The following is a 20,084-nucleotide window of genomic DNA, read 5'->3' as shown; positions in this document are numbered from 1 at the left end:
AAATTCAGATAAATCAGGGTGCTATTGTCTGAATACTCACCTCGCAACCTCCACCTTTTCCGAAAAACCACCGGATACAGACTGTTACCCATTACATCCCGGCTTCGTTTTACAACAATTGCTCGTTCGTTTATGGCAATAAGGTAGTGGCGAACAATGAAGCAAAAAGCATTATGGATTAACCAGATAAAAGGGCTGTGTATCTGCCTGGTGGTTATCTATCATTCGGTTATCACGTTTTATCCGCATCTGATCGGGCTGCAGCACCCGCTCTCCGGCCTTCTCGCCAAATGCTGGGTCTATTTTAACCTCTATCTCGCACCGTTTCGTATGCCGGTCTTCTTCTTTATCTCCGGCTATCTGATCCGTCGTTATATTGACGAAGTGGACTGGCGAACCAGTCTCGATAAACGGATCTGGAGCATTGTCTGGGTCCTGGCGCTGTGGGGCGTTCTGCAATGGCAGGCGTTGACCCACCTGAACGCCTGGCTGGCGCCCGAGCGTGAGCTTGCCACCGCGTCGAACGCGGCCTACGCCGACTCGCTCTCAGGATTTGTACGGGGTATGCTCACCGCCAGCACCAGCCTGTGGTATCTGTATGCCCTGGTGGTCTACTTCACGCTGTGTAAACTGCTGAGCCGCTGGAAGCTGCCGGTTCTTGGACTGCTGGCGCTGGCGAGCATCGCGATTAACTTCCTGCCGCTGCCGTGGTGGGGAATGAACAGCGTGGTCCGCAACATGATCTACTACAGCCTCGGGGCGTGGTATGGCGCAGCGCTGATGACGTGGATGAAAAGCGTCAACCTGCGCCGCATCTGGCTGGCAACCGGCGCTTTCGCCGCCGTCTCCGTGGTGCTGTGGTTTGCTAACGTTCCGCTGCTCCTCTCATTGCTGTCGATTGTGTTGATCATGAAGCTGTTCTACAGCCTTGAGCAGCGCTACGCCGTTAACCCGAACAATCTGCTGAACGTGATTGGCTCCAATACCATTGCGATTTATACCACCCACCGCATCCTGATTGAGGCCTTTAGCCTGTTCCTGATTGGCGAAATGAATGCCGCCTCGTGGCCGGTCTGGGCAGAGCTCACCCTGGTGCTGGTCTACCCGTTTGCCAGCCTGCTTATCTGTACCCTTGCCGGGCTCGGAGTGCGTAAAATCTCCACCGCGCTGTTTGGGGACGTTTTCTTCTCTCCTCCGTCTACGCTAACCCTGTCACCTTCAACGCGTTAATGCCCACTCCGCCCCCGTTTCGGGGGCGTTTAGCCCCGCCGTGCGGTTACGATTTGCTTATGTAAAACGATCGAGGATAATAAAGACATTGCGTATCAGTGATATGCCCCAATACTGTTGGTATATCCATAAGAGACTCTGACATAGCTATGCCTGAACACTATCGTTATTCCTTGCCTGTCAAAGCGGGCGACCAGCGCCAGCTGGGTGAACTCACGGGCGCGGCGTGCGCCACGCTGGTGGCGGAGATCGCCGAGCGTCATCCAGGCCCGGTGATTCTGGTTGCCCCGGATATGCAAAACGCCCTGCGCCTGCACGACGAAATTCGCCAGTTCACCGATAGCCTGGTGTTCAGCCTGGCCGACTGGGAGACGCTGCCGTATGACAGCTTCTCTCCGCATCAGGAGATTATCTCCTCGCGCCTGTCGACGCTCTATCAGCTCCCGACCATGCAGCGCGGCGTGCTGATTGTGCCGGTGAACACCCTGATGCAGCGCGTCTGTCCGCACAGCTATCTGCACGGCCACGCGCTGGTGATGAAAAAAGGCCAGCGCCTGTCCCGAGATGCCCTCCGCGCGCAGCTTGACGGTGCCGGCTATCGCCACGTCGACCAGGTGATGGAGCACGGGGAATACGCGACCCGCGGCGCGCTGCTCGACCTTTACCCGATGGGCAGCGACCAGCCGTATCGTCTGGATTTCTTTGATGATGAAATCGACAGCCTGCGCGTATTCGACGCCGACACGCAGCGCACGCTGGAGGAAGTCGAGTCGATCAATTTACTGCCCGCGCATGAGTTCCCCACGGACAAAACCGCTATCGAGCTGTTCCGCAGCCAGTGGCGCGATAAGTTCGAGGTGAAGCGCGACGCGGAACATATTTATCAGCAGGTCAGTAAAGGCACGCTTCCTGCCGGGATCGAATATTGGCAGCCGCTGTTCTTCAACGAGCCGCTGCCTGCCCTGTTCAGCTACTTCCCGGCGAATACGCTGATTGTCAACACCGGGGATATCGACGCCAGCGCCAGCCGCTTTGAAAGCGAAACCCGCGCCCGCTTTGAAAACCGTGGCGTTGACCCAATGCGTCCGCTGCTGCCACCGGAAGCGCTGTGGCTGCGCACCGACGAGCTCAACGCCGAGCTGAAGCGCTGGCCGCGCATGCAGCTGAAAACCGATTCGCTTGCCGACAAGGCCGCTAACACCAACCTCGCCTTCCGGACGCTGCCGGACCTGGCCGTTCAGGCGCAGCAGAAATCCCCGCTGGATAATCTGCGCAAGTTCCTGGAGTCCTTCACCGGCCCGGTGGTGTTCTCCGTTGAGAGTGAAGGCCGCCGCGAAGCGTTAGGTGAGCTGCTGGGACGCATTAAGGTGGCGCCGAAGCGCATCCTGCGTCTGAGCGAAGCGACCGGAAACGGTCGTTATCTGATGATTGGTGCCGCCGAGCACGGGTTCATCGACACGCTCAACAACCTGGCGCTGATTTGCGAAAGCGACCTGCTGGGCGAGCGCGTCGCGCGCCGCCGTCAGGACAGCCGTCGGACCATCAACCCGGACACGCTGATCCGTAACCTGGCCGAGCTGCATCCTGGCCAGCCGATTGTTCACCTGGAGCATGGCGTTGGGCGCTATCAGGGGATGACCACGCTGGAAGCGGGCGGCATCAAAGGTGAATACCTGATGCTGACCTACGCTAACGACGCCAAACTGTATGTCCCGGTCTCCTCCCTGCATCTGATCAGCCGCTACGCGGGCGGCGCCGAAGAAAATGCGCCGCTGCACAAGCTGGGCGGCGATGCCTGGGCGCGCGCGCGCCAGAAGGCGGCGGAAAAAGTGCGCGACGTGGCGGCCGAGCTGCTGGATATCTACGCCCAGCGCGCGGCCAAACAGGGCTTCGCCTTTAAGCACGATAAAGAACAGTACCAGCTGTTCTGCGACAGCTTCCCGTTTGAAACCACGCCGGATCAGGCCCAGGCCATCAACGCCGTGCTGAGCGACATGTGCCAGCCGCTGGCCATGGACCGCTTAGTCTGCGGCGACGTCGGCTTCGGCAAAACCGAAGTGGCGATGCGCGCCGCCTTCCTTGCGGTGGAAAACAACAAGCAGGTGGCGGTGCTGGTGCCGACCACCCTGCTCGCTCAGCAGCACTTTGACAACTTCCGCGACCGTTTCGCCAACTGGCCGGTACGTATCGAGATGCTCTCGCGTTTTCGCAGCACTAAAGAGCAGACGCAGATCCTCGAACAGGCCAGCGAAGGCAAAATCGATATTCTGATCGGCACCCACAAGCTGCTGCAAAGCGATGTGAAGTGGAAAGATCTGGGGCTGCTGATCGTCGACGAAGAGCACCGCTTCGGGGTGCGTCATAAAGAGCGCATCAAAGCGATGCGCGCCGACGTCGATATCCTGACTCTGACCGCAACGCCGATCCCGCGAACCCTGAACATGGCGATGAGCGGCATGCGCGATCTGTCTATTATCGCCACGCCGCCGGCGCGCCGTCTGGCGGTGAAAACCTTTGTCCGCGAGTACGATAATCTGGTGGTGCGTGAGGCCATTCTGCGTGAAGTGCTGCGCGGAGGTCAGGTCTACTACCTCTACAATGACGTGGAAAACATCCAGAAAGCGGCGGACAGGCTGGCGGAGCTGGTGCCGGAAGCGCGCATAGCTATCGGTCACGGGCAGATGCGCGAGCGCGAGCTGGAGCGGGTAATGAACGACTTCCACCACCAGCGCTTTAACGTGCTGGTGTGCACCACCATCATTGAGACCGGGATCGACATTCCGACGGCAAACACCATCATCATTGAGCGTGCGGATCACTTTGGCCTGGCGCAGCTTCACCAGCTGCGCGGCCGCGTCGGACGTTCGCACCATCAGGCCTACGCCTGGCTACTGACGCCGCATCCGAAAGCGATGACCACCGACGCGCAAAAGCGTCTGGAAGCCATCGCCTCACTGGAAGACCTCGGCGCAGGCTTTGCGCTGGCGACGCACGATCTCGAGATCCGCGGTGCCGGCGAGCTGCTGGGTGAAGACCAGAGCGGCTCCATGGAGACCATCGGCTTCTCGCTCTATATGGAGCTGCTGGAGAACGCGGTTGATGCCCTGAAGGCCGGACGCGAGCCGTCGCTGGAAGATCTCACCAGCCAGCAGACCGAGGTCGAGCTGCGTATGCCTTCCCTGCTGCCGGACGATTTCATTCCGGACGTGAATACCCGACTGTCGTTCTACAAGCGCATCGCCAGCGCGAAGAAGGAGAACGAGCTGGAAGAGATCAAGGTGGAGCTGATTGACCGCTTTGGTCTGCTGCCCGATCCGGCGAGAAATTTGCTGGATATCGCGAGGCTGCGCCAGCAGGCGCAAAAGCTGGGGATCCGCAAGCTTGAAGGCAATGAAAAAGGCGGCGTGATTGAATTCGCCGAGAAGAATCACGTCAACCCGATGTGGCTAATCGGCCTGCTGCAAAAACAGCCGCAGCATTTCCGTCTGGATGGTCCAACCCGTCTGAAATTTACCCAGGAGCTGACGGAGCGCAAAACCCGTATGGACTGGGTGCGTAACTTTATGCGTCAGCTGGAAGAGAACGCGATCGCTTAACCTTCCTTCCCCCTGTTAGCTGAGGAGTTTCATGTAGTTTATTAACCGGAAGCGATGAAAGTTGCTTCCGGGAATGAACAGCTTACAGCGACACCCTGGTCCGGCTGTAAATCGCTGAGGCGTTTCCTTGCAGGCCGGGGCGAGGCGCAGGGATGCGCCGAGAGGGCGGGCTTTACATGGACGTTGCCTCCGCCCGTCCCCGATAAGCCGGAAGGAATAAGCCGAGGGCATCGCGAAGCGGCGATTTACTGCCGGGAGCCCGGGTCACCAGGGTGGTGGCGATTGAGCCCCCCTGGCACGTTCACCGGTTATGTCGTTAAAGAGTAGCAAGGAACATGAAGTGAACGGAATGACCACCAGAGCCGTATGTTCCCCCTCACCCCAACCCTCTCCCTCAAGGGAGAGGGGGTCGTCCGTTCAGGCATTATTTTATGGGGATCCCTTCCCCCTGTTAGCCCGGCGCTACGGGGGGACAATTTACAAACTCTTTGCACTTCACCCGATCTTCCCGACACACCCATTCGCCATAATTATGTTTAATGCCTTACAAAACAATAACCTTATCATTTACATGGATTATGGTGATGATGACCTCTTCGCGTTTTACTCGCTGGATGACTCTGTTTGCGCTGGCAGCCACCGTCGCGGTTGCGCTTCCCGCCCGGGCAAACACCTGGCCCCTTCCCCCTCCCGGCAGCAAGGTGGTGGGTGAAAACCGCTTTCATGTGGTTGAAAATAATGGTGGTTCACTGGAAGCGATTGCCAAAAAATATAACGTCGGTTTTCTGGCCCTGCTGCAGGCGAACCCCGGCGTCGACCCGTATGTCCCGCGCGCGGGCAGCGTACTGACCATCCCGTTACAGACTATCCTGCCGGATGCCCCGCGCGAGGGGATGGTGATAAACCTGGCCGAGCTGCGTCTGTACTATTACCCGCCGGGTAAAAATGAAGTCACCGTCTACCCTATCGGTATTGGTCAGCTGGGCGGCGACACGCTGACGCCGACGATGGTCACCACCGTCTCGGATAAACGCGCGAATCCAACCTGGACCCCAACGGCGAACATTCGTGCCCGCTATAAGGCCCAGGGGATCGATCTTCCTGCCGTGGTGCCGGCAGGTCCGGATAACCCGATGGGGCACCACGCGATACGCCTCGCGGCATACGGCGGCGTCTACCTGCTGCACGGAACGAATGCGGACTTTGGCATCGGCATGCGCGTCAGCTCCGGCTGTATTCGTCTGCGCGATGACGATATCAAAACGCTGTTTAACGTCGTTACGCCGGGAACCAAAGTGAATATTATCAATACGCCGATTAAAGTTTCAGAGGAGCCCGGCGGCGTGCGGCTGGTTGAGATCCATCAGCCGTTATCGAAAAATATCGGCGACGATCCGCAGACGCTGCCCATCAACCTGAATGCCGCGATGGTAAGCTTCAAAACGAATGCGAATACCAACAGCGTGGTGATGGAGCGTGCGATGGAAGCCCGGTCAGGCATGCCGACCGATGTCACCCGGCATCACGATGTCGTCCCGCAGTCGATGTAAATCGGAAATAAAAAACGCCCTGCTCAGCAGGGCGTTTTTTATTGCAGCGGCATAAATGAGGGTTTATGCCCGGCTTATTTGTAGATGACCGCAGTGCCGTGCAGAGTGTTAGGACCGGTCACTGAGGTGATGCGGTAAGATTTTGCACCCATCTCTTGCGCTTTTTGCGCCAGCTGATCTTCCAGGGAACCCAGGTTAGTACCGGCAGACGCAGAGATTGTCCCGACTTTATGCTGGTCGGCAGGGGTGGATTGCACCTGTACAGCAGCAAAGCTTGCGAAAGAGAGTGAACTCAGGACAGCGGCAGCGATGAGAGTTTTTACGTTTTTCATGATGTTTACCTTTAGCAGATGAATTTGGAGGTCGTTAATCATTTAGTTAACGATCGATAGGTAAATCATAAATGTGATCCATGTCACGCGTCAACATAATTTTATAACGAGCGTTAACTTAATTTTAAAATTGTTATTTTTCATACATATATGATTAATTTATTTTTAAGCATTCTGCACTGGTGGTGGGTTGCGTTTATTTTTATAATGGTCATTCACCAAACCAACAGAGGACCAACGGCAAATGACAACCGATGTCACGAGTTGTGCGAAGAAAAGCCGTGGCCGACCAAAAGTGTTTGACAGGGATGCAGCGCTTGATAAGGCCATGACTCTCTTCTGGCAACATGGGTATGAAGCAACCTCGCTTTCCGATCTGGTAGAAGCCACCGGAGCCAAAGCGCCGACGCTGTATGCCGAATTTACCAATAAAGAGGGGCTGTTCAGGGCGGTGCTGGACAGATACATTTCGCGCTTTGCGGCGAAACACGAAGCCCAGCTGTTCTGCGAAGAGAAAAGCGTTGAACAGGCGCTCCGGGACTATTTCACCGCCGTCGCGACCTGCTTTACCAGTAAAGAGACGCCTGCGGGCTGCTTTATGATTAACACCTCTGCCACCCTGGCGGCGTCCTCTAAAGAGATTGCCAATACGGTGAAATCACGGCATGCCATGCAGGAGGAAACCCTCAGCGCATTTCTGGCTCAGCGCCAGCAGCGCGGTGAAATCCCCGCGCAATGCAACCCTCAGCTGCTGGCGCAATACCTGAGCTGTATTTTGCAGGGAATGTCGATCAGCGCCCGTGAAGGGGCCACGCTGGAAAAACTGCAGCATATTAGCGAAACCACGCTGCGGCTGTGGCCTGAGCTACTGAAAATCTGAAGCAAAAAAAAGCTCCTCAGCCTGAGCGCATGAGGAGCTAAATTCAGAGAACATCTTTTTTACACTTTGTTATTCAGAACCAGCTGGCCGTTTCCATCCAGTGGAATTTGCGTGCCCGGGTCTTTATCCATGCGGATTTTGCCCTGCTGATCGCCAATTTTGTACGTCACGTCATAGCCCAGCATTTTTTCCGACTTGTCATAGACGGTTTTGCAGCGTTGCTGAGTCGTGGTGTAGGTATCATTATCCTGCATCGCGCCCTGCACCTGGTTACCGGCATAGCCGCCACCCAGCGCGCCGACCACAGTCGCCACGTCTTTACCCCGGCCGCCGCCAAACTGGTGACCAATAACGCCACCCGCTACTGCACCCAGAACAGAACCGGCAATGCGGTTTTCATCCTGCACCGGACGACGGTGCGTCACGGAGACGTTACGGCACTCCTGACGAGGCGTTTTTACGGTTTCTTTAATCGGTGTAGCAGAAACCACCTGTGCATACTGCGGGCCGCGATCTAATACGTTGAGACTGGCAACGGCAGCCACACCTAACGCAGCCGCGACGCCAATCCCTATACCCGCCAACATTGATTTATTCACGGGACTTCCTCCTTTGTTGCTATTGGTAACAATTTTGCAATGGAGGCACGGCTTCGCCAATAAGATAAAGGATCAAAAAAGGGGCGTTGAGAGGAGATATATTGTATTTAGGAGAACTCTTAAGCAGTCAAACTGTGATCTACAGCATGAAATGCTAAAAACTCCCTCCGGAGGGCCCGGAGGGAGTGAAAGATTAGTGCAGCTTCAGACGCGGACGGATCACGCGGTTGATTCTGCCCACCAGCATCATCAGCCCGGTTTTGAAGTAGCCGTGCAGCGCAATCTGGTGCATGCGGTACAGGGAGATATACACGAAGCGGGCAATGCGCCCTTCTACCATCATTGAGCCGCGCATCAGGTTACCCATCAGGCTGCCGACGGTAGAGAAGTTTGACAGCGACACCAGTGAACCGTGGTCTTTGTAGACATAGGCTTTCATTGGCTTGCCTTTGTACTGCGCCAGAATGTTGTGCAGCACCAGGCTTGCCATCTGGTGAGCGGCCTGCGCGCGCGGCGGCACGAATCCACCTTCAGGACGCGCGCAGGAGGCACAGTCACCGATGGCAAAGATTTCAGGATCGCGCGTGGTTTGCAGCGTTGGCTCCGTAACCAGCTGGTTAATGCGGTTGGTTTCCAGACCGCCGATCTCTTTCATAAAGTCAGGCGCTTTGATACCAGCCGCCCAGACCATCAGATCCGCTTTGATATACTCGCCGTCTTTGGTGTGCAGGCCGCCTTCGTCGGCGCTGGTCACCATGGTTTGCGTCAGCACCCGCACGCCCAGCTTGGTGAGCTCATTGTGCGCCGCACCGGAAATTCGCGGAGGCAGCGCAGGCAGGATACGTTCACCGGCTTCAACCAGCGTCACGTTCAGCGCTTCGTTAGTTAACCCTTTGTAACCGTAGCTGTGCAGCTGTTTCACCGCATTGTGCAGCTCCGCTGACAGCTCAACGCCCGTCGCGCCGCCGCCGACAATAGCGATATTCACCTTACCGTTCGCACCCATATTGCTGGTGTACTTCAGGAACAGGTTCAGCATTTCCTGATGGAAACGACGCGCCTGGTGCGGGTTATCGAGGAAGATACAGTGCTCTTTCACGCCCGGCGTGTTGAAGTCGTTGGAGGTACTGCCCAGCGCCATGACCAGCGTGTCGTACGGCAGTTTACGCTCGGGAACCAGCAGCTCCCCTTTTTCATCGCGCAGCTCTGCCAGGGTGATGGTTTTGCTTTCACGGTTGATGTCCACCACCGAGCCCAGCTGGAACTGGAAATGATGGTTGCGCGCGTGCGCCAGATAGCTGAGCGCGTCCACGCCCTCATCCAGAGAACCGGTCGCCACTTCGTGCAGCAGCGGTTTCCACAGGTGGCTGTGGTTACGATCCACCAGCGTAATTTTGGCTTTTTTACCGCGACCCAGCTTCTTGCCCAGCTGTGTAGCCAGCTCCAGCCCGCCAGCACCACCGCCTACAATCACTATCTTTTTCAATGGCGTAGTCAACGTGACCCCCTCAAATTATTAACCAATTGTTAATTAAAAGTTATAAAAATAACCCTTAATTAACAACAGGTTACAGCACTGAAACCATTCAGGTGCATTGAGAATACCACGTCAGGCGCATTGGTCATACCAAAATTGATATGCATCAAGTTTTGATGGCTTAAAAGTAGACAATTCTGGTCAAAAAGAAAGCCCGGCACGCTTTCGCGGCCGGGCTTTGATGCATGCGGGAAATTGATTAACCCAGCGTTTTAAACGCTTTGATACGCTGCAGATGCGGGGAGATGTTTTTGAACTTGTGGGTCTGTTCTTCGTCCCAGACGATCTCATAGTAATGATGCAGGAGCTCTGCTGCCCGATGGCTGTTGAGCGCTTCATCATTACGGGAAAGGATCACCAGGCAGCGGTCGCGGTTTTTCTCACGGAAGTTGCTCACGCACTTGGTCGCAATATCGACATACTCTTCCGGACGGTCAATTTTGCCTTCCATGTTCTCGTTCGGGAACAGGTTAGGATTGAACACCACCTGGCGAATGTCGCACAGGAAGCCAATCCGCTCCGCCCAGTAGCCGCCCAGCCCTACGCCGCAAATCAACGGGCGGTCGTCGACGTTGAGCTGCAACATCTTGTCCACCTCTTTGAGCAGATGCTGCATATCATGCTTCGGATGGCGCGTGCTGTAGCTGATCAACCGTACATCCGGATCGATAAACTGCAGCTGCAGCACCTTCTCATGATTACCAGGACTGTTTGAGTCAAAACCGTGTAAATAGATGATCATCGTCTTCTCACCACGCTACGCCTTCCGGGAGGGTTTACAGGCTGGCTTTATGTGCCTGCCAGCGCTCATTCAGGTCTTCAAGCCGGGCGTTGACCGTCTTCCAGCGCGCCGAATCCATCAGCTCCTGACGGCTAAATGAACCTTTATGATACAATTGTGTAACACGCTCTGCATTGATCGGCGACAGGTTATCCAGCACGCTAACGGCACCTTTACGATTATTGCAGACCAGGATCATATCGCAACCCGCATCCAGCGATGCCTGACCGCGTTCAGCGTAGCTGCCCATGATCGCGGCCCCTTCCATCGACAAATCGTCAGAGAAAATCACGCCGTTGAAGCCCAGCTCCTGGCGCAGAACGGTTTTCAGCCAGTGCGGAGAGCCGCTGGCAGGACGCGGGTCGACGTCGCTATAAATCACATGCGCGGGCATAATGGCATCCAGCTTGTTATCGGTGATAAGCGACTGGAAAACTGACATATCTTTGGCGCGAATTTCCGCTTCCGGGCGCGGATCGCGCGGGGTCTCTTTGTGAGAATCCGCCGTCACCGCCCCATGACCCGGGAAGTGTTTCCCGGTGGTTTTCATGCCTGCGTCGTGCATGCCGTCGATGAACCGGGTCGCCATTGCCAGCGCAATACGCGGGTCTTCATGGTATGAGCGCTCGCCAATGGCAGCGCTGATATGCCCTACATCCAGCACCGGGGCAAAGCTGATGTCGATATCCATGGCAATCATTTCGCTGGCCATCAGCCAGCCGGCCTCCTGCGCCAGTTTTCCACCCTCTTCCGTGCCGAGCAGCGCGGCAAAAGACTGGGCTGCGGGCAGGCGGGTAAAACCGTCGCGGAAACGCTGCACGCGCCCGCCTTCCTGATCGACGGCCACCACCAGATGATTGCGCGACGCGGCGCGGATCTGACGCACCAGCTCACGCAGCTGCGCCGGATCGTGATAGTTGCGGGTAAACAGGATCAGGCCACCCACCAGCGGATGCGCCAGAATTTCACGCTCCTCCGCATCCAGCTCAAACCCTTCTACATCCAACATGACTGGACCCACATCCACCTCTCTTATCCTTTCGTTTGTAACTGACGCCAGGCATCGTCCGCCAGCGCAATAAATTGTTTGTCTCTGGACTGCCGATAGCGCATTTCAAACCAGCCAGCCATTAACATGATGACCCAGGGTCGCCAGCGCCTGACCTGACGCCTCAGCGCGTCGGGGTCAATATGCGCTACCCGGGCGTATTCCCTGATGAGCATCTGCCGCGCGGCTTCACTCTCCGTCCAGACGGCCGCCAGCTCCAGCGCCACATCGCCATCTCCGGCATACTCCCAGTCGATAAGCCTGATCCCCGCTGGCGTATGAACAATATTCCCGGCATGAACATCCATATGCAGCGGCGTGAGCCGAATCGGCTGCGGCTCGCCCGTTTTACGCAACCGCCTGAGAAGTGCCAGCCACACTGGAGTACGCCTGTCAGGCAGGGCTTGCTGCCAGTAATGTTCCAGCAGTGGGAATAACGTAATTCGCCATCCCAGACGTGGCTGCCGGTGCAGATGATACAGCACCGCCGCAAGCTCCGGCGTGTCCGGCAGCGCGCTTTTAACTTCACCTTCCAGATAGTCGACGGCCATCCAGCCCTGTCTGAAAAAACGAGGGGCAGGTACGAGATCCGCCGGAAGACGTCTCAGGGCACGAAACTGACGACGGAAATGGGAGGCAGGCGCGTCGGGGTCGTGATTTTGCCGCAAGACCAGACGTCGTTCGCCCTGTTCTATAATGCAACTCGCGCCGCCAAGCCCGGAATGGGCCTGCGGCGCGATAAGGCGGTACTGAGGAAAATAGCGCGTCAGAATCTCTTCACGCGTGCCGTCATTGTTGCGTAACCGCACCTTTACCTGACCAGATAATTTCGCCTGTCTGAACCAGCATCAGCTGCATCTGCAGGGCTGGGGTATTCACGTTACCGGTGGCGTTAGAGTACAGCACATACTGTGCGCCAACGTTACGGGCAATGCCGATCGCCTTGCTGCGGGTACCGAGGCTATCCTGCGGCGACAGGCCCAGCTGCTGTTTGGCGACGGCGAGCTGCTGAGCCGAGACCAGCGTAAACTTGCCGTTGTTAGCCAGAGCATTACGCAGGGTTTCCGTGGCTTCACCCGCGTTCAGCGAACCGTTGGTACGGTTGTTCACGCTGTCGACCAGCAATACGCTGCCCGCCGTCACGCCCTGCGCCTGCAGCATTTTGCCTACCATCGGCTGCATCGCCCCGTTCCAGTCGTAATGGCGCACGCGCGGCGTGGGCTGTGACGTCTGGTCCGGATGTTCAATCGGACCTGGCTGCGCCGGAATAGACGGTACAGACGGCACGGTTGGCTGCTGCTGCGTTGGCGGTGTCGGCTGTTCAGTACCCGGTTTAGCCTCTTCCACAGGCGCAGGCTGTTCAGTTCGGGTCACACACCCTGCAAGAAACAGAGCGAAAGCTGTCACGAGCGCATAGCGGCTCAAATTTTTAATCAAGGTTCACCCCTCAGAGATAAAGATAAAGTCTCACCTTATGCGCACCCAGATAGTTGGCGCTGCCATAGAGCGTTACCGACGACCTGGCCGGAATGGTGACGCTGCGCGGCGCCTCCAGCGGATGCATTTCAAGACCTCTTACGTCATACCAGAAAAAACGGTAGTGGACCGTCACCGGTTCATGTCTTTCATTAAAGAGCGTAGAGGAGGCTGATGAGTTGATTTCACTGATGGTCAACGCAGGCTGTTGCGCCGTGATGCCCGCGGCAAGCACGGAGGATTCCATGACCAGCGTCTGTTCATCATTCACGGGGATCGCCGGACGCGAGCTGCACCCCACAATCATCATCGCCATTACCAGCGCTGCAATACGCCCTTTCAGCATGTCAAAGACCTTTATGTGCCAGCATCGGCCCCAGAGGACGTCCACCCAGCAGATGCATGTGAATATGATAAACTTCCTGGCCACCATGGCGGTTGCAGTTCATGATCAGACGGTAACCGTCTTCTGCAATCCCTTCCTGTTCAGCGATTTTGGCAGCCACCGTCAGCATACGACCTAACGCCACTTCATGCTCGGTTTTTACGTCGTTTACAGTCGGAATCAGAATATTGGGAATGATAAGGATGTGCGTCGGAGCCTGAGGGGAAATGTCCCGGAAAGCCGTCACCAGTTCATCCTGATAGACGATATCTGACGGAATTTCGCGGCGGATAATTTTACTGAAAATCGTTTCTTCAGCCATGACCTTTTCCTTTTTTGTTTAATCTGGCGCAATGCGTCCGCTGTAAACACACTCCCGGGATCGGTGTGTGACACAATCCAAGAGTATGAGCGAGTTTCTCCTGTCCTTTCAACCTCCTCCCTCGATTTCTTTCCTGAATGTTCACCAGCTGACTGAAGAGTGACCGCTCTCGCGTCTCAGTGGCGTTTTTTAAGACACAAATAAAAAAGGCAGCCATTCGGCTGCCTTAGTCTCCCCAGGTCACAACTTAGTTGCTGCGGATGTACTCATCCATTTCGGTTTTCAGGTTATCGGATTTGGTACCGAAGATTGCCTGTACACCAGAACCTGCAACAACTACGCCCGCCGCGCCCAGTTTTTTCAGACCCGGCTGGTCTACTTTCGCTACGTCGGCAACGCTCACACGCAGACGAGTGATGCACGCGTCCAGGTTAGTGATGTTCTCTTTACCGCCGAACGCTGCGACCAGTGCCGGAGCCATTTCGCTGGTAGCGCCAGCTTTGCTGTCTTCTGTCGCATCTTCACGACCCGGAGTTTTCAGGTCCAGTGCTTTAATCAGCACGCGGAAGATGGTGTAGTAAACAACGGCATAGCACGCACCCACGATTGGGAACAGCCACAGTTTGCTGCTGTTACCGGACAGAACGATGAAGTCGATCAGACCGTGAGAGAAGGACGTACCGTCACGCATACCCAGCAGGATACAGATTGGGAACGCCAGGCCCGCCAGAATCGCGTGGATAACGTACAGGATCGGCGCAACGAACATGAAGGAGAACTCGATCGGCTCGGTGATACCGGTCAGGAACGAGGTCAGCGCTGCGGAGATCATGATACCGCCCACTTTTGCACGGTTCTCTGGCTTAGCAGAGTGCCAGATAGCAATCGCAGCTGCTGGCAGACCGTACATTTTGAACAGGAAGCCACCAGACAGTTTACCTGCAGTTGGGTCGCCCGCCATGTAACGTGGGATATCGCCGTGGAATACCTGACCTGCTGCGTTGGTGAATTCACCAATCTGCATCTGGAATGGAACGTTCCAGATGTGGTGCAGACCGAATGGTACCAGGCAACGCTCGATGAAGCCGTAGATACCAAACGCCACAACCGGGTTCTGGTAAGCAGCCCACTGAGAGAAGGTCTGGATAGCAGAGCCGATTGGTGGCCAGATGAAGGACAGGATCACGCCAGTGAAAATCGCTGCCAGACCAGAGATGATCGGAACGAAACGCTTGCCCGCGAAGAAGCCCAGATACTCAGGCAGCTTGATGCGATAGAAGCGGTTAAACATATACGCTGCAATCGCACCGGAGATGATACCGCCCAGAACACCGGTGTCCGCCAGGTGTTTCGCGGCGATCTCTTCTGCCGGTAAATGCAGAACCAGCGGCGCAACCACAGCCATGGTTTTCACCATAATGCCGTAGGCAACCACTGCAGCCAGCGCAGAAACGCCGTCGTTATTGGTGAAGCCCAGAGCCACACCGATCGCAAAGATCAGTGGCATGTTAGCAAAGACAGAACCGCCTGCTTCGGCCATCACGTGGGACACTACGGCTGGCAGCCAGCTGAAGTTAGCAGAACCGACACCCAGCAGGATACCTGCGATAGGCAGTACGGATACTGGCAGCATCAGCGATTTACCGACCTTTTGCAGGTTAGCAAATGCATTCTTAAACATAATTGAGAGTGCTCCTGAGTATTTGTGCTTTTTTTACGCTTTCACGCATTGGCCCGGGGGGAGTACCGTGCCGTGGACAGGACATCTAAGCGCCCTTTATTTATTACACAGAGTAAAATAATTCCCTCTGAGTTTGTTTGACGGCTATCACGTTTCAGCTTAAGGCGGTCGAAAAACTTTCAGTTATTTACAAAAAGCATGTCCGGATGTGTCTAAATACACACTCACCGCCCCAAATGAGGCGGTGAACTTTACTCGCTTTACTTATTAATTACGAGCCTAAAAAAAACAGGTGTATCAGACAGATTGCAGGCGGGCGGGGTCGATATGGAACAGCGTGGAGAAGTTTTCCGTCGTCACGCGGGCCAGCTCATCGATGCTGACGCCCTTCAGTACGGCCATGTACTCAGCCACATCTCTCGTCATAGCGGGCTGGTTCTCTTTACCGCGATGCGGTACCGGTGCCAGGTACGGAGAATCCGTCTCCACCAGAATGCGATCGAGCGGAACATAACGTGCAGCATCACGCAGCTGCTCAGCGTTACGGAACGTCACGATCCCCGAAAACGAGATATAAAACCCCAAATCAAGCAGCTTCCCCGCCGTTTCTCTGTCTTCTGTGAAACAGTGTAGTACGCCACCGCAATCCGTCACGTTTTCTTCCCGGAGGATAGCCAGAGTATCCGCACGCGCATCGCGGGTGTGGACGATAACCGGCTTATTCAGTTCCCGACCAATGCGAATATGGTTGCGGAAGGACTCCTGCTGGCGCGGTTTGGTTTCCGGCGTGTAAAAATAGTCCAGCCCGGTCTCGCCCATCGCTACCACGCCCTCTTCTGCTGCCAGTCGGCGCAGATCCTCAACATCGTAGGCCTCGTCCTGATTCAGCGGGTGCACGCCGCAGGAGAACACCACGTTATCGCGAACGCCCACCAGCTCACGCATGGAGCGGTAGCCCGGCAGCGTCGTCGCCACCGCAAGAAAGAATTTCACATCGCGGGCAGCGGCTTTTGCCAGCACGTCATCCACGTTTTTATGCAGGGATTGATAATCCAGGCCATCAAGATGGCAGTGTGAGTCGACTAAAAACATAATGTCTCTCTCAGAGATGGAAAACAGGCGGTGTGACGCCGGGTTGCAGGTAATGCTCGATACGCAGTAACTGGTCGGTCAGTAAAAGCTCGCGATTAAGACCCGTTACGGTTAAAAGCTGTTCACGGCTCTGGCAGATGTCATGGAGCATCGCGTGAAGAACCGTCCCTGAGAGGCGGTTCGCCAGCGTATTCACCAGCGGCAACGCGTCCGGGTTAGTCAGAAGCGTTGCACCTTGCTGGATTTTGAGCGCATCCAGCAGTAGGGAGGCCAGCCAGTGCAGACGATCAACGGCCCGATCGCTGTTAAGCGCAGGCAGTAAACTTAGCCAGTCGTGACTGTTCAGCGACGCATCTACGGCCCGGCAGAGCGTTTCTCGCTCTGACCATACGTCAGGCTGCAGTAGTGCCAGCGCCGCCGCGGGCGCGCCGCTGCTCAGGCGTAAGGCGGACAGCGCGCTTTCAGGTGACGTTGTCACCTCTCGTTCAAGCCAGCTCAGCGCCCACGATTCCTGAGGTACTGCAAGGTGATGAAGACGACAACGGCTGCGCAACGTTGCCAGTAATCGTCCCGGGTCACGGCATGAGAGGAAAAACCACGTTTTAACCGGCGGCTCTTCCAGGGTTTTAAGCAGGGCGTTAGCCGCCGCCTCGGTAAGCAGCGTGGCGTCTTTAAGCCAGACCACTTTAGCGCCGCCCAGTCGCGCGTGTTCATACAATTTTTCACTGACTTCACGCACGGCATCGATACCGAGCGCGCTTTTACCCTTCTCAGGCTCAAGGGTGTAGTAGTCAGGATGCGTGCCCGCCTGCATCAGCTGACAGCCACGGCATTTACCACAGCTCTTGTGCCCTTCCGGCTGCTGACACATCAGAAAACGGGTGATGGCATAAATCAACGCATCATCACCCATTCCTGGCAACGCCTGAATCAGTAACGCATGATGCCCCCGACCCGCCTGATAGCTGCCGATCAGCTGTTCAAAGTGTGGGCGCAACCATGGATACCATTTCATGCCTGCTGCTCCTGCACCCACTGCGTAATGGTGTGCTGAATGTCGCGCGTAACGTCGTCCAGAGACTGCGTCGCATCGATGGTACAAATTGAGCTGTCCTGTGCGGCCAGTTCAAGATAGCGCGCACGGGTGCGGTTAAAGAAATCAAACGACTCTTGTTCAATGCGGTCCAGCTCGCCGCGCGCGCGGGCACGTTTGAGACCCACTTCCGGGGTCACATCCAGATAGAGCGTCAGGTCGGGGCGAAAATCACCCAGTACGGCATTACGCAGCGTGGCAAGCATTGTCTGGTCGATGCCGCGTCCTCCGCCCTGATACGCCTGAGTCGACAGATCGTGACGGTCGCCGATCACCCACTTGCCCTCGGCCAGCGCGGGTTTGATCACCGTCTCAACCAGCTGAACGCGCGCCGCGTAGAACATCAGCACTTCGGCTTTGTCAGTGATAACTTCGTCGCCGACGGATTTGATATCCAGTACCAGGCTGCGCAGCTTTTCAGCCAGCTGCGTGCCGCCCGGCTCGCGGGTAAATACCATGTCCGCCACGCCAAGCGCTTTGAGCGTATCCACTACCACGTTGCGGGCAGTGGTTTTACCCGCCCCTTCGAGTCCCTCAATGACAATGTATTTACTGCGCATTTTTTTCCTTAAGTGCCTTCAGATAGTCCTGAACAGAGCGATTATGGCTGGCAAGGTTGGTGTTAAAGGTATGTCCCCCTTTTCCATCTGCCACAAAATAGAGATACGGTGTTTTAGCCGGATGCGCGGCGGCTTTAAGCGACGCCTCGCTCGGCGTGGCAATCGGGCCCGGCGGTAAACCGCTAATCACGTAGGTATTATACGCCGTTGGCGTCTCCAGATCTTTTCTTGAGATCTTGCCCGTGTAGCTCTCGCCCATGCCGTAGATTACGGTAGGGTCGGTTTGCAGACGCATGCCGATGCGCAGACGGTTGATAAATACTGACGCTACCCGATCGCGCTCAGCAGCGACGGCCGTCTCTTTCTCGATGATCGAGGCCATGGTGACGAACTGGTTCGGATCGCTGTAAGGCAATCCTTCCATCCGCCCTTCCCAGGCGGCATCTACGGCGGCAACCATTTTTTTGTGCGCCCGCTTCAGGATAGCCACATCGGTCGTGCCTGCCGTGTACATCCAGGTGTCTGGCCAGAACCAGCCTTCCACCCATTCCGGATGTTCAAACTTCAGCGCTTCTGCCACCGTCTGATAGCTATCGTCTTTTAACGTATGTTTGATATACGGCGCGTCACGCAGCTGTTTGAGGTAATCACTCAGGCGCATCCCTTCCACAAACCGCAGGGGGAACTGGGCTTCTTTACCGCTTTCCAGCAGCTGCAGCATCTCTCTGACGGTCATTCCCGGCGTAAAGCGATAGGTACCGGCTTTGAAATGTGACAGCTCAGGTTCCACGCGCAATAGCCACTGGAATACGCGTGGACGATTAATAATCTTGTCGCCATAGAGCTGTTCCCCAAGCGCCTGACGGCCGGTTCCCGATTTCAGGGTAAAGATCGTTTCCTCTTTAACCAGGATCTTGCTGTTAGCCAGCTGGCGAACTTTCCATACGCCTGCTCCGCCGGCGACGCCCAGCGCAACGATGAGGATAAGGACAACGCGCAACATTTTTTTCATGACTATCTGGTTTGCTCACATATCGGGGCTAAAAACTGAAACAGCTCGCGTGAAGACCAGCGTTGTTGGCCATACGCACGGACGGGTACAACAGGCATAAGCGCATTGCAGATGATGACTTCATCGGCGTTCTGTAGCGCTGCTTCCCCTGCGCTAACTTCGACAACGCGAAAGCCAGAGCGTGCCAGCTGTTGCAGACAAAACTGACGCATTAACCCATTTACGCCAGCGTGTTCCAGCGACGGAGTGAACACCTCTTCCCCCTGCCGCCAGAGTAAATTAGCCGCACAGCATTCCGTAATGAACCCTTCGCTGTCAAGAACCAGCGCCTCATCGGCGTCCGTCTGTTCAAGATGAGTACGAATGAGCACCTGCTCGAGGCGATTGAGATGCTTAAGCCCGGCCAGCATCGGGTTTCGTCCCAGTCGTACTGGGCTCAGCGTCAGCGTGATGCCGTCTTCTCGCCAGCGAGTGTAATGCGCGGGATAAGCAGAAACGGAGAGAATACGCGTAGGGTTGATACACGATGCGGCGCTGTAACCCCGGCCTCCACTGCCGCGGCTGATGATGACTTTGAGTACGCCGCTGTCCTTCCCGCTTGCCAACTGGCACATTTCCTGTCGCAACGTGTCCCAGTGCGTAAAGGGGATCATGAGCTTTTCACAGCCATGCTGCAGGCGTCGAATGTGCGCCTCCAGCAGACAGACATCGCCGTCCAGAATGCGCGCCGTCGTAAAGCAACCATCACCGAACTGTATCGCCCTGTCGCTGGCAGGCAGCGTGTCCTGCTCAAGGCCATTGATTAAAAACATGGTGGCTCCTTATGCGTGGGCATTTAGTCTGGCAGGATGTCATGCAGCCGACAAGAAGATTAGGCTTAATAAAAAAGGCCCGGCAAGCGGACCTTTTT

Annotated in this window: 19 protein-coding genes; 4 read left to right on the top strand and 15 right to left on the bottom strand. The window is 56.0% G+C overall.

The genetic code is table 11. The features are described 5' to 3' along the window. Window positions 1–156 precede the first annotated feature (156 nt). The 3 genes from UR289_RS04080 to ldtC all read left to right on the top strand — a co-directional run bounded on the left by UR289_RS04080 (window position 157) and on the right by ldtC (window position 6,376). Window positions 157–1,230, top strand: a complete 1,074-nt coding sequence (locus UR289_RS04080; protein WP_033145222.1) for an acyltransferase family protein — start codon at window positions 157–159, stop codon at window positions 1,228–1,230. Between the two features lie 149 nt (window positions 1,231–1,379). Then, window positions 1,380–4,826, top strand: coding sequence for a transcription-repair coupling factor (gene mfd / locus UR289_RS04075; protein ID WP_023311167.1), 3,447 nt, complete (start codon window positions 1,380–1,382; stop codon window positions 4,824–4,826). A 584-nt stretch (window positions 4,827–5,410) separates the two neighbouring features. Continuing rightward, window positions 5,411–6,376 carry a L,D-transpeptidase LdtC gene (gene ldtC / locus UR289_RS04070; RefSeq protein ID WP_029739865.1) on the top strand — a complete coding sequence of 322 codons (966 nt, stop codon included), beginning with the start codon at window positions 5,411–5,413 and terminating at the stop codon, window positions 6,374–6,376. Between the two features lie 74 nt (window positions 6,377–6,450). Here ldtC and bhsA read toward each other — a convergent pair whose 3' ends face one another. After that, on the bottom strand, window positions 6,451–6,708 hold the full coding sequence (gene bhsA, locus UR289_RS04065; RefSeq protein ID WP_023616599.1) for a multiple stress resistance protein BhsA: 258 nt from the start codon (window positions 6,706–6,708) through the stop codon (window positions 6,451–6,453). A 244-nt stretch (window positions 6,709–6,952) separates the two neighbouring features. On the opposite strand from bhsA, the gene UR289_RS04060 reads away from it, so the two are divergent. Then, entirely contained in the window at window positions 6,953–7,588 is a 636-nt protein-coding gene (locus UR289_RS04060; protein WP_029739866.1) for a TetR/AcrR family transcriptional regulator, read from the top strand. A gap of 59 nt (window positions 7,589–7,647) precedes the next feature. Here the strand turns inward: UR289_RS04060 and UR289_RS04055 are convergent, their stop codons facing one another. The 14 genes from UR289_RS04055 to pabC form a co-directional block, all read right to left on the bottom strand. Further along, window positions 7,648–8,187 carry a glycine zipper 2TM domain-containing protein gene (locus tag UR289_RS04055; RefSeq protein ID WP_008500779.1) on the bottom strand — a complete coding sequence of 180 codons (540 nt, stop codon included), beginning with the start codon at window positions 8,185–8,187 and terminating at the stop codon, window positions 7,648–7,650. A gap of 193 nt (window positions 8,188–8,380) precedes the next feature. Then, entirely contained in the window at window positions 8,381–9,685 is a 1,305-nt protein-coding gene (locus tag UR289_RS04050) for an NAD(P)/FAD-dependent oxidoreductase (protein WP_024909038.1), read from the bottom strand. A 238-nt stretch (window positions 9,686–9,923) separates the two neighbouring features. Beyond that, on the bottom strand, window positions 9,924–10,466 hold the full coding sequence (ycfP, locus tag UR289_RS04045; RefSeq protein ID WP_008500781.1) for an alpha/beta hydrolase YcfP: 543 nt from the start codon (window positions 10,464–10,466) through the stop codon (window positions 9,924–9,926). A 34-nt stretch (window positions 10,467–10,500) separates the two neighbouring features. Continuing rightward, window positions 10,501–11,526, bottom strand: coding sequence for a beta-N-acetylhexosaminidase (gene nagZ / locus UR289_RS04040; protein ID WP_023311162.1), 1,026 nt, complete (start codon window positions 11,524–11,526; stop codon window positions 10,501–10,503). 11 nt (window positions 11,527–11,537) lie between these two features. Continuing rightward, window positions 11,538–12,362: a thiamine kinase gene (gene thiK, locus UR289_RS04035; protein ID WP_033145219.1), complete on the bottom strand. Its 825-nt coding sequence runs from the start codon at window positions 12,360–12,362 to the stop codon at window positions 11,538–11,540. Beyond that, the gene (lpoB, locus tag UR289_RS04030; RefSeq protein WP_023311160.1) at window positions 12,343–12,990 is read right to left on the bottom strand and encodes a penicillin-binding protein activator LpoB; all 648 of its coding nucleotides are present in this window, start codon (window positions 12,988–12,990) and stop codon (window positions 12,343–12,345) included. Before lpoB ends, thiK begins: the two co-directional genes overlap by 20 nt. Before the next feature lie 10 nt (window positions 12,991–13,000). Then, window positions 13,001–13,375 (bottom strand): YcfL family protein, encoded by a 375-nt coding sequence (locus UR289_RS04025; protein WP_023311159.1) that lies wholly within the window; start codon window positions 13,373–13,375, stop codon window positions 13,001–13,003. A gap of 1 nt (window position 13,376) precedes the next feature. Further along, a complete protein-coding gene (hinT, locus tag UR289_RS04020) occupies window positions 13,377–13,736 on the bottom strand; it encodes a purine nucleoside phosphoramidase (protein ID WP_006809243.1) in 360 nt (119 codons plus the stop codon). Window positions 13,737–13,983: 247 nt separating this feature from the next. Beyond that, window positions 13,984–15,417 (bottom strand): PTS glucose transporter subunit IIBC, encoded by a 1,434-nt coding sequence (ptsG, locus tag UR289_RS04015; protein WP_023311158.1) that lies wholly within the window; start codon window positions 15,415–15,417, stop codon window positions 13,984–13,986. Between the two features lie 297 nt (window positions 15,418–15,714). Next, the gene (locus tag UR289_RS04010) at window positions 15,715–16,509 is read right to left on the bottom strand and encodes a metal-dependent hydrolase (protein ID WP_167818212.1); all 795 of its coding nucleotides are present in this window, start codon (window positions 16,507–16,509) and stop codon (window positions 15,715–15,717) included. 10 nt (window positions 16,510–16,519) lie between these two features. After that, a complete protein-coding gene (holB, locus tag UR289_RS04005; RefSeq protein ID WP_182383320.1) occupies window positions 16,520–17,524 on the bottom strand; it encodes a DNA polymerase III subunit delta' in 1,005 nt (334 codons plus the stop codon). Continuing rightward, complete coding sequence (gene tmk, locus UR289_RS04000) at window positions 17,521–18,162, bottom strand: dTMP kinase (protein WP_023311155.1); 642 nt, start codon at window positions 18,160–18,162, stop codon at window positions 17,521–17,523. Before tmk ends, holB begins: the two co-directional genes overlap by 4 nt. Then, window positions 18,152–19,174, bottom strand: a complete 1,023-nt coding sequence (gene yceG / locus UR289_RS03995; protein WP_320709183.1) for a cell division protein YceG — start codon at window positions 19,172–19,174, stop codon at window positions 18,152–18,154. Before yceG ends, tmk begins: the two co-directional genes overlap by 11 nt. A gap of 2 nt (window positions 19,175–19,176) precedes the next feature. Continuing rightward, window positions 19,177–19,986, bottom strand: a complete 810-nt coding sequence (gene pabC / locus UR289_RS03990) for an aminodeoxychorismate lyase (RefSeq protein WP_096151214.1) — start codon at window positions 19,984–19,986, stop codon at window positions 19,177–19,179. Window positions 19,987–20,084: the final 98 nt, after the last annotated feature.

The organism is Enterobacter sp. 302C9, assembly GCF_034106085.1.
Classification (GTDB): Bacteria; Pseudomonadota; Gammaproteobacteria; order Enterobacterales; family Enterobacteriaceae; genus Enterobacter; species Enterobacter asburiae_B.
The sequence above is the reverse complement of the archived record's forward strand: the minus strand, read 5'-3'. Positions and strand labels throughout refer to the sequence as shown.

Excerpts from the sequence above, each read along its gene's own strand:
- ldtC (WP_029739865.1), top strand. The coding sequence starts at position 5,411 with ATGATGACCTCTTCGCGTTTTACTCGCTGGATGACTCTGTTTGCGCTG.
- tmk (WP_023311155.1), bottom strand. The coding sequence starts at position 18,162 with ATGCGCAGTAAATACATTGTCATTGAGGGACTCGAAGGGGCGGGTAAA.
- yceG (WP_320709183.1), bottom strand. The coding sequence starts at position 19,174 with ATGAAAAAAATGTTGCGCGTTGTCCTTATCCTCATCGTTGCGCTGGGC.
- UR289_RS04060 (WP_029739866.1), top strand. The coding sequence starts at position 6,953 with ATGACAACCGATGTCACGAGTTGTGCGAAGAAAAGCCGTGGCCGACCA.
- hinT (WP_006809243.1), bottom strand. The coding sequence starts at position 13,736 with ATGGCTGAAGAAACGATTTTCAGTAAAATTATCCGCCGCGAAATTCCG.
- holB (WP_182383320.1), bottom strand. The coding sequence starts at position 17,524 with ATGAAATGGTATCCATGGTTGCGCCCACACTTTGAACAGCTGATCGGC.
- UR289_RS04025 (WP_023311159.1), bottom strand. The coding sequence starts at position 13,375 with ATGCTGAAAGGGCGTATTGCAGCGCTGGTAATGGCGATGATGATTGTG.
- ycfP (WP_008500781.1), bottom strand. The coding sequence starts at position 10,466 with ATGATCATCTATTTACACGGTTTTGACTCAAACAGTCCTGGTAATCAT.
- mfd (WP_023311167.1), top strand. The coding sequence starts at position 1,380 with ATGCCTGAACACTATCGTTATTCCTTGCCTGTCAAAGCGGGCGACCAG.
- ptsG (WP_023311158.1), bottom strand. The coding sequence starts at position 15,417 with ATGTTTAAGAATGCATTTGCTAACCTGCAAAAGGTCGGTAAATCGCTG.
- bhsA (WP_023616599.1), bottom strand. The coding sequence starts at position 6,708 with ATGAAAAACGTAAAAACTCTCATCGCTGCCGCTGTCCTGAGTTCACTC.
- UR289_RS04080 (WP_033145222.1), top strand. The coding sequence starts at position 157 with ATGAAGCAAAAAGCATTATGGATTAACCAGATAAAAGGGCTGTGTATC.
- pabC (WP_096151214.1), bottom strand. The coding sequence starts at position 19,986 with ATGTTTTTAATCAATGGCCTTGAGCAGGACACGCTGCCTGCCAGCGAC.
- UR289_RS04010 (WP_167818212.1), bottom strand. The coding sequence starts at position 16,509 with ATGTTTTTAGTCGACTCACACTGCCATCTTGATGGCCTGGATTATCAA.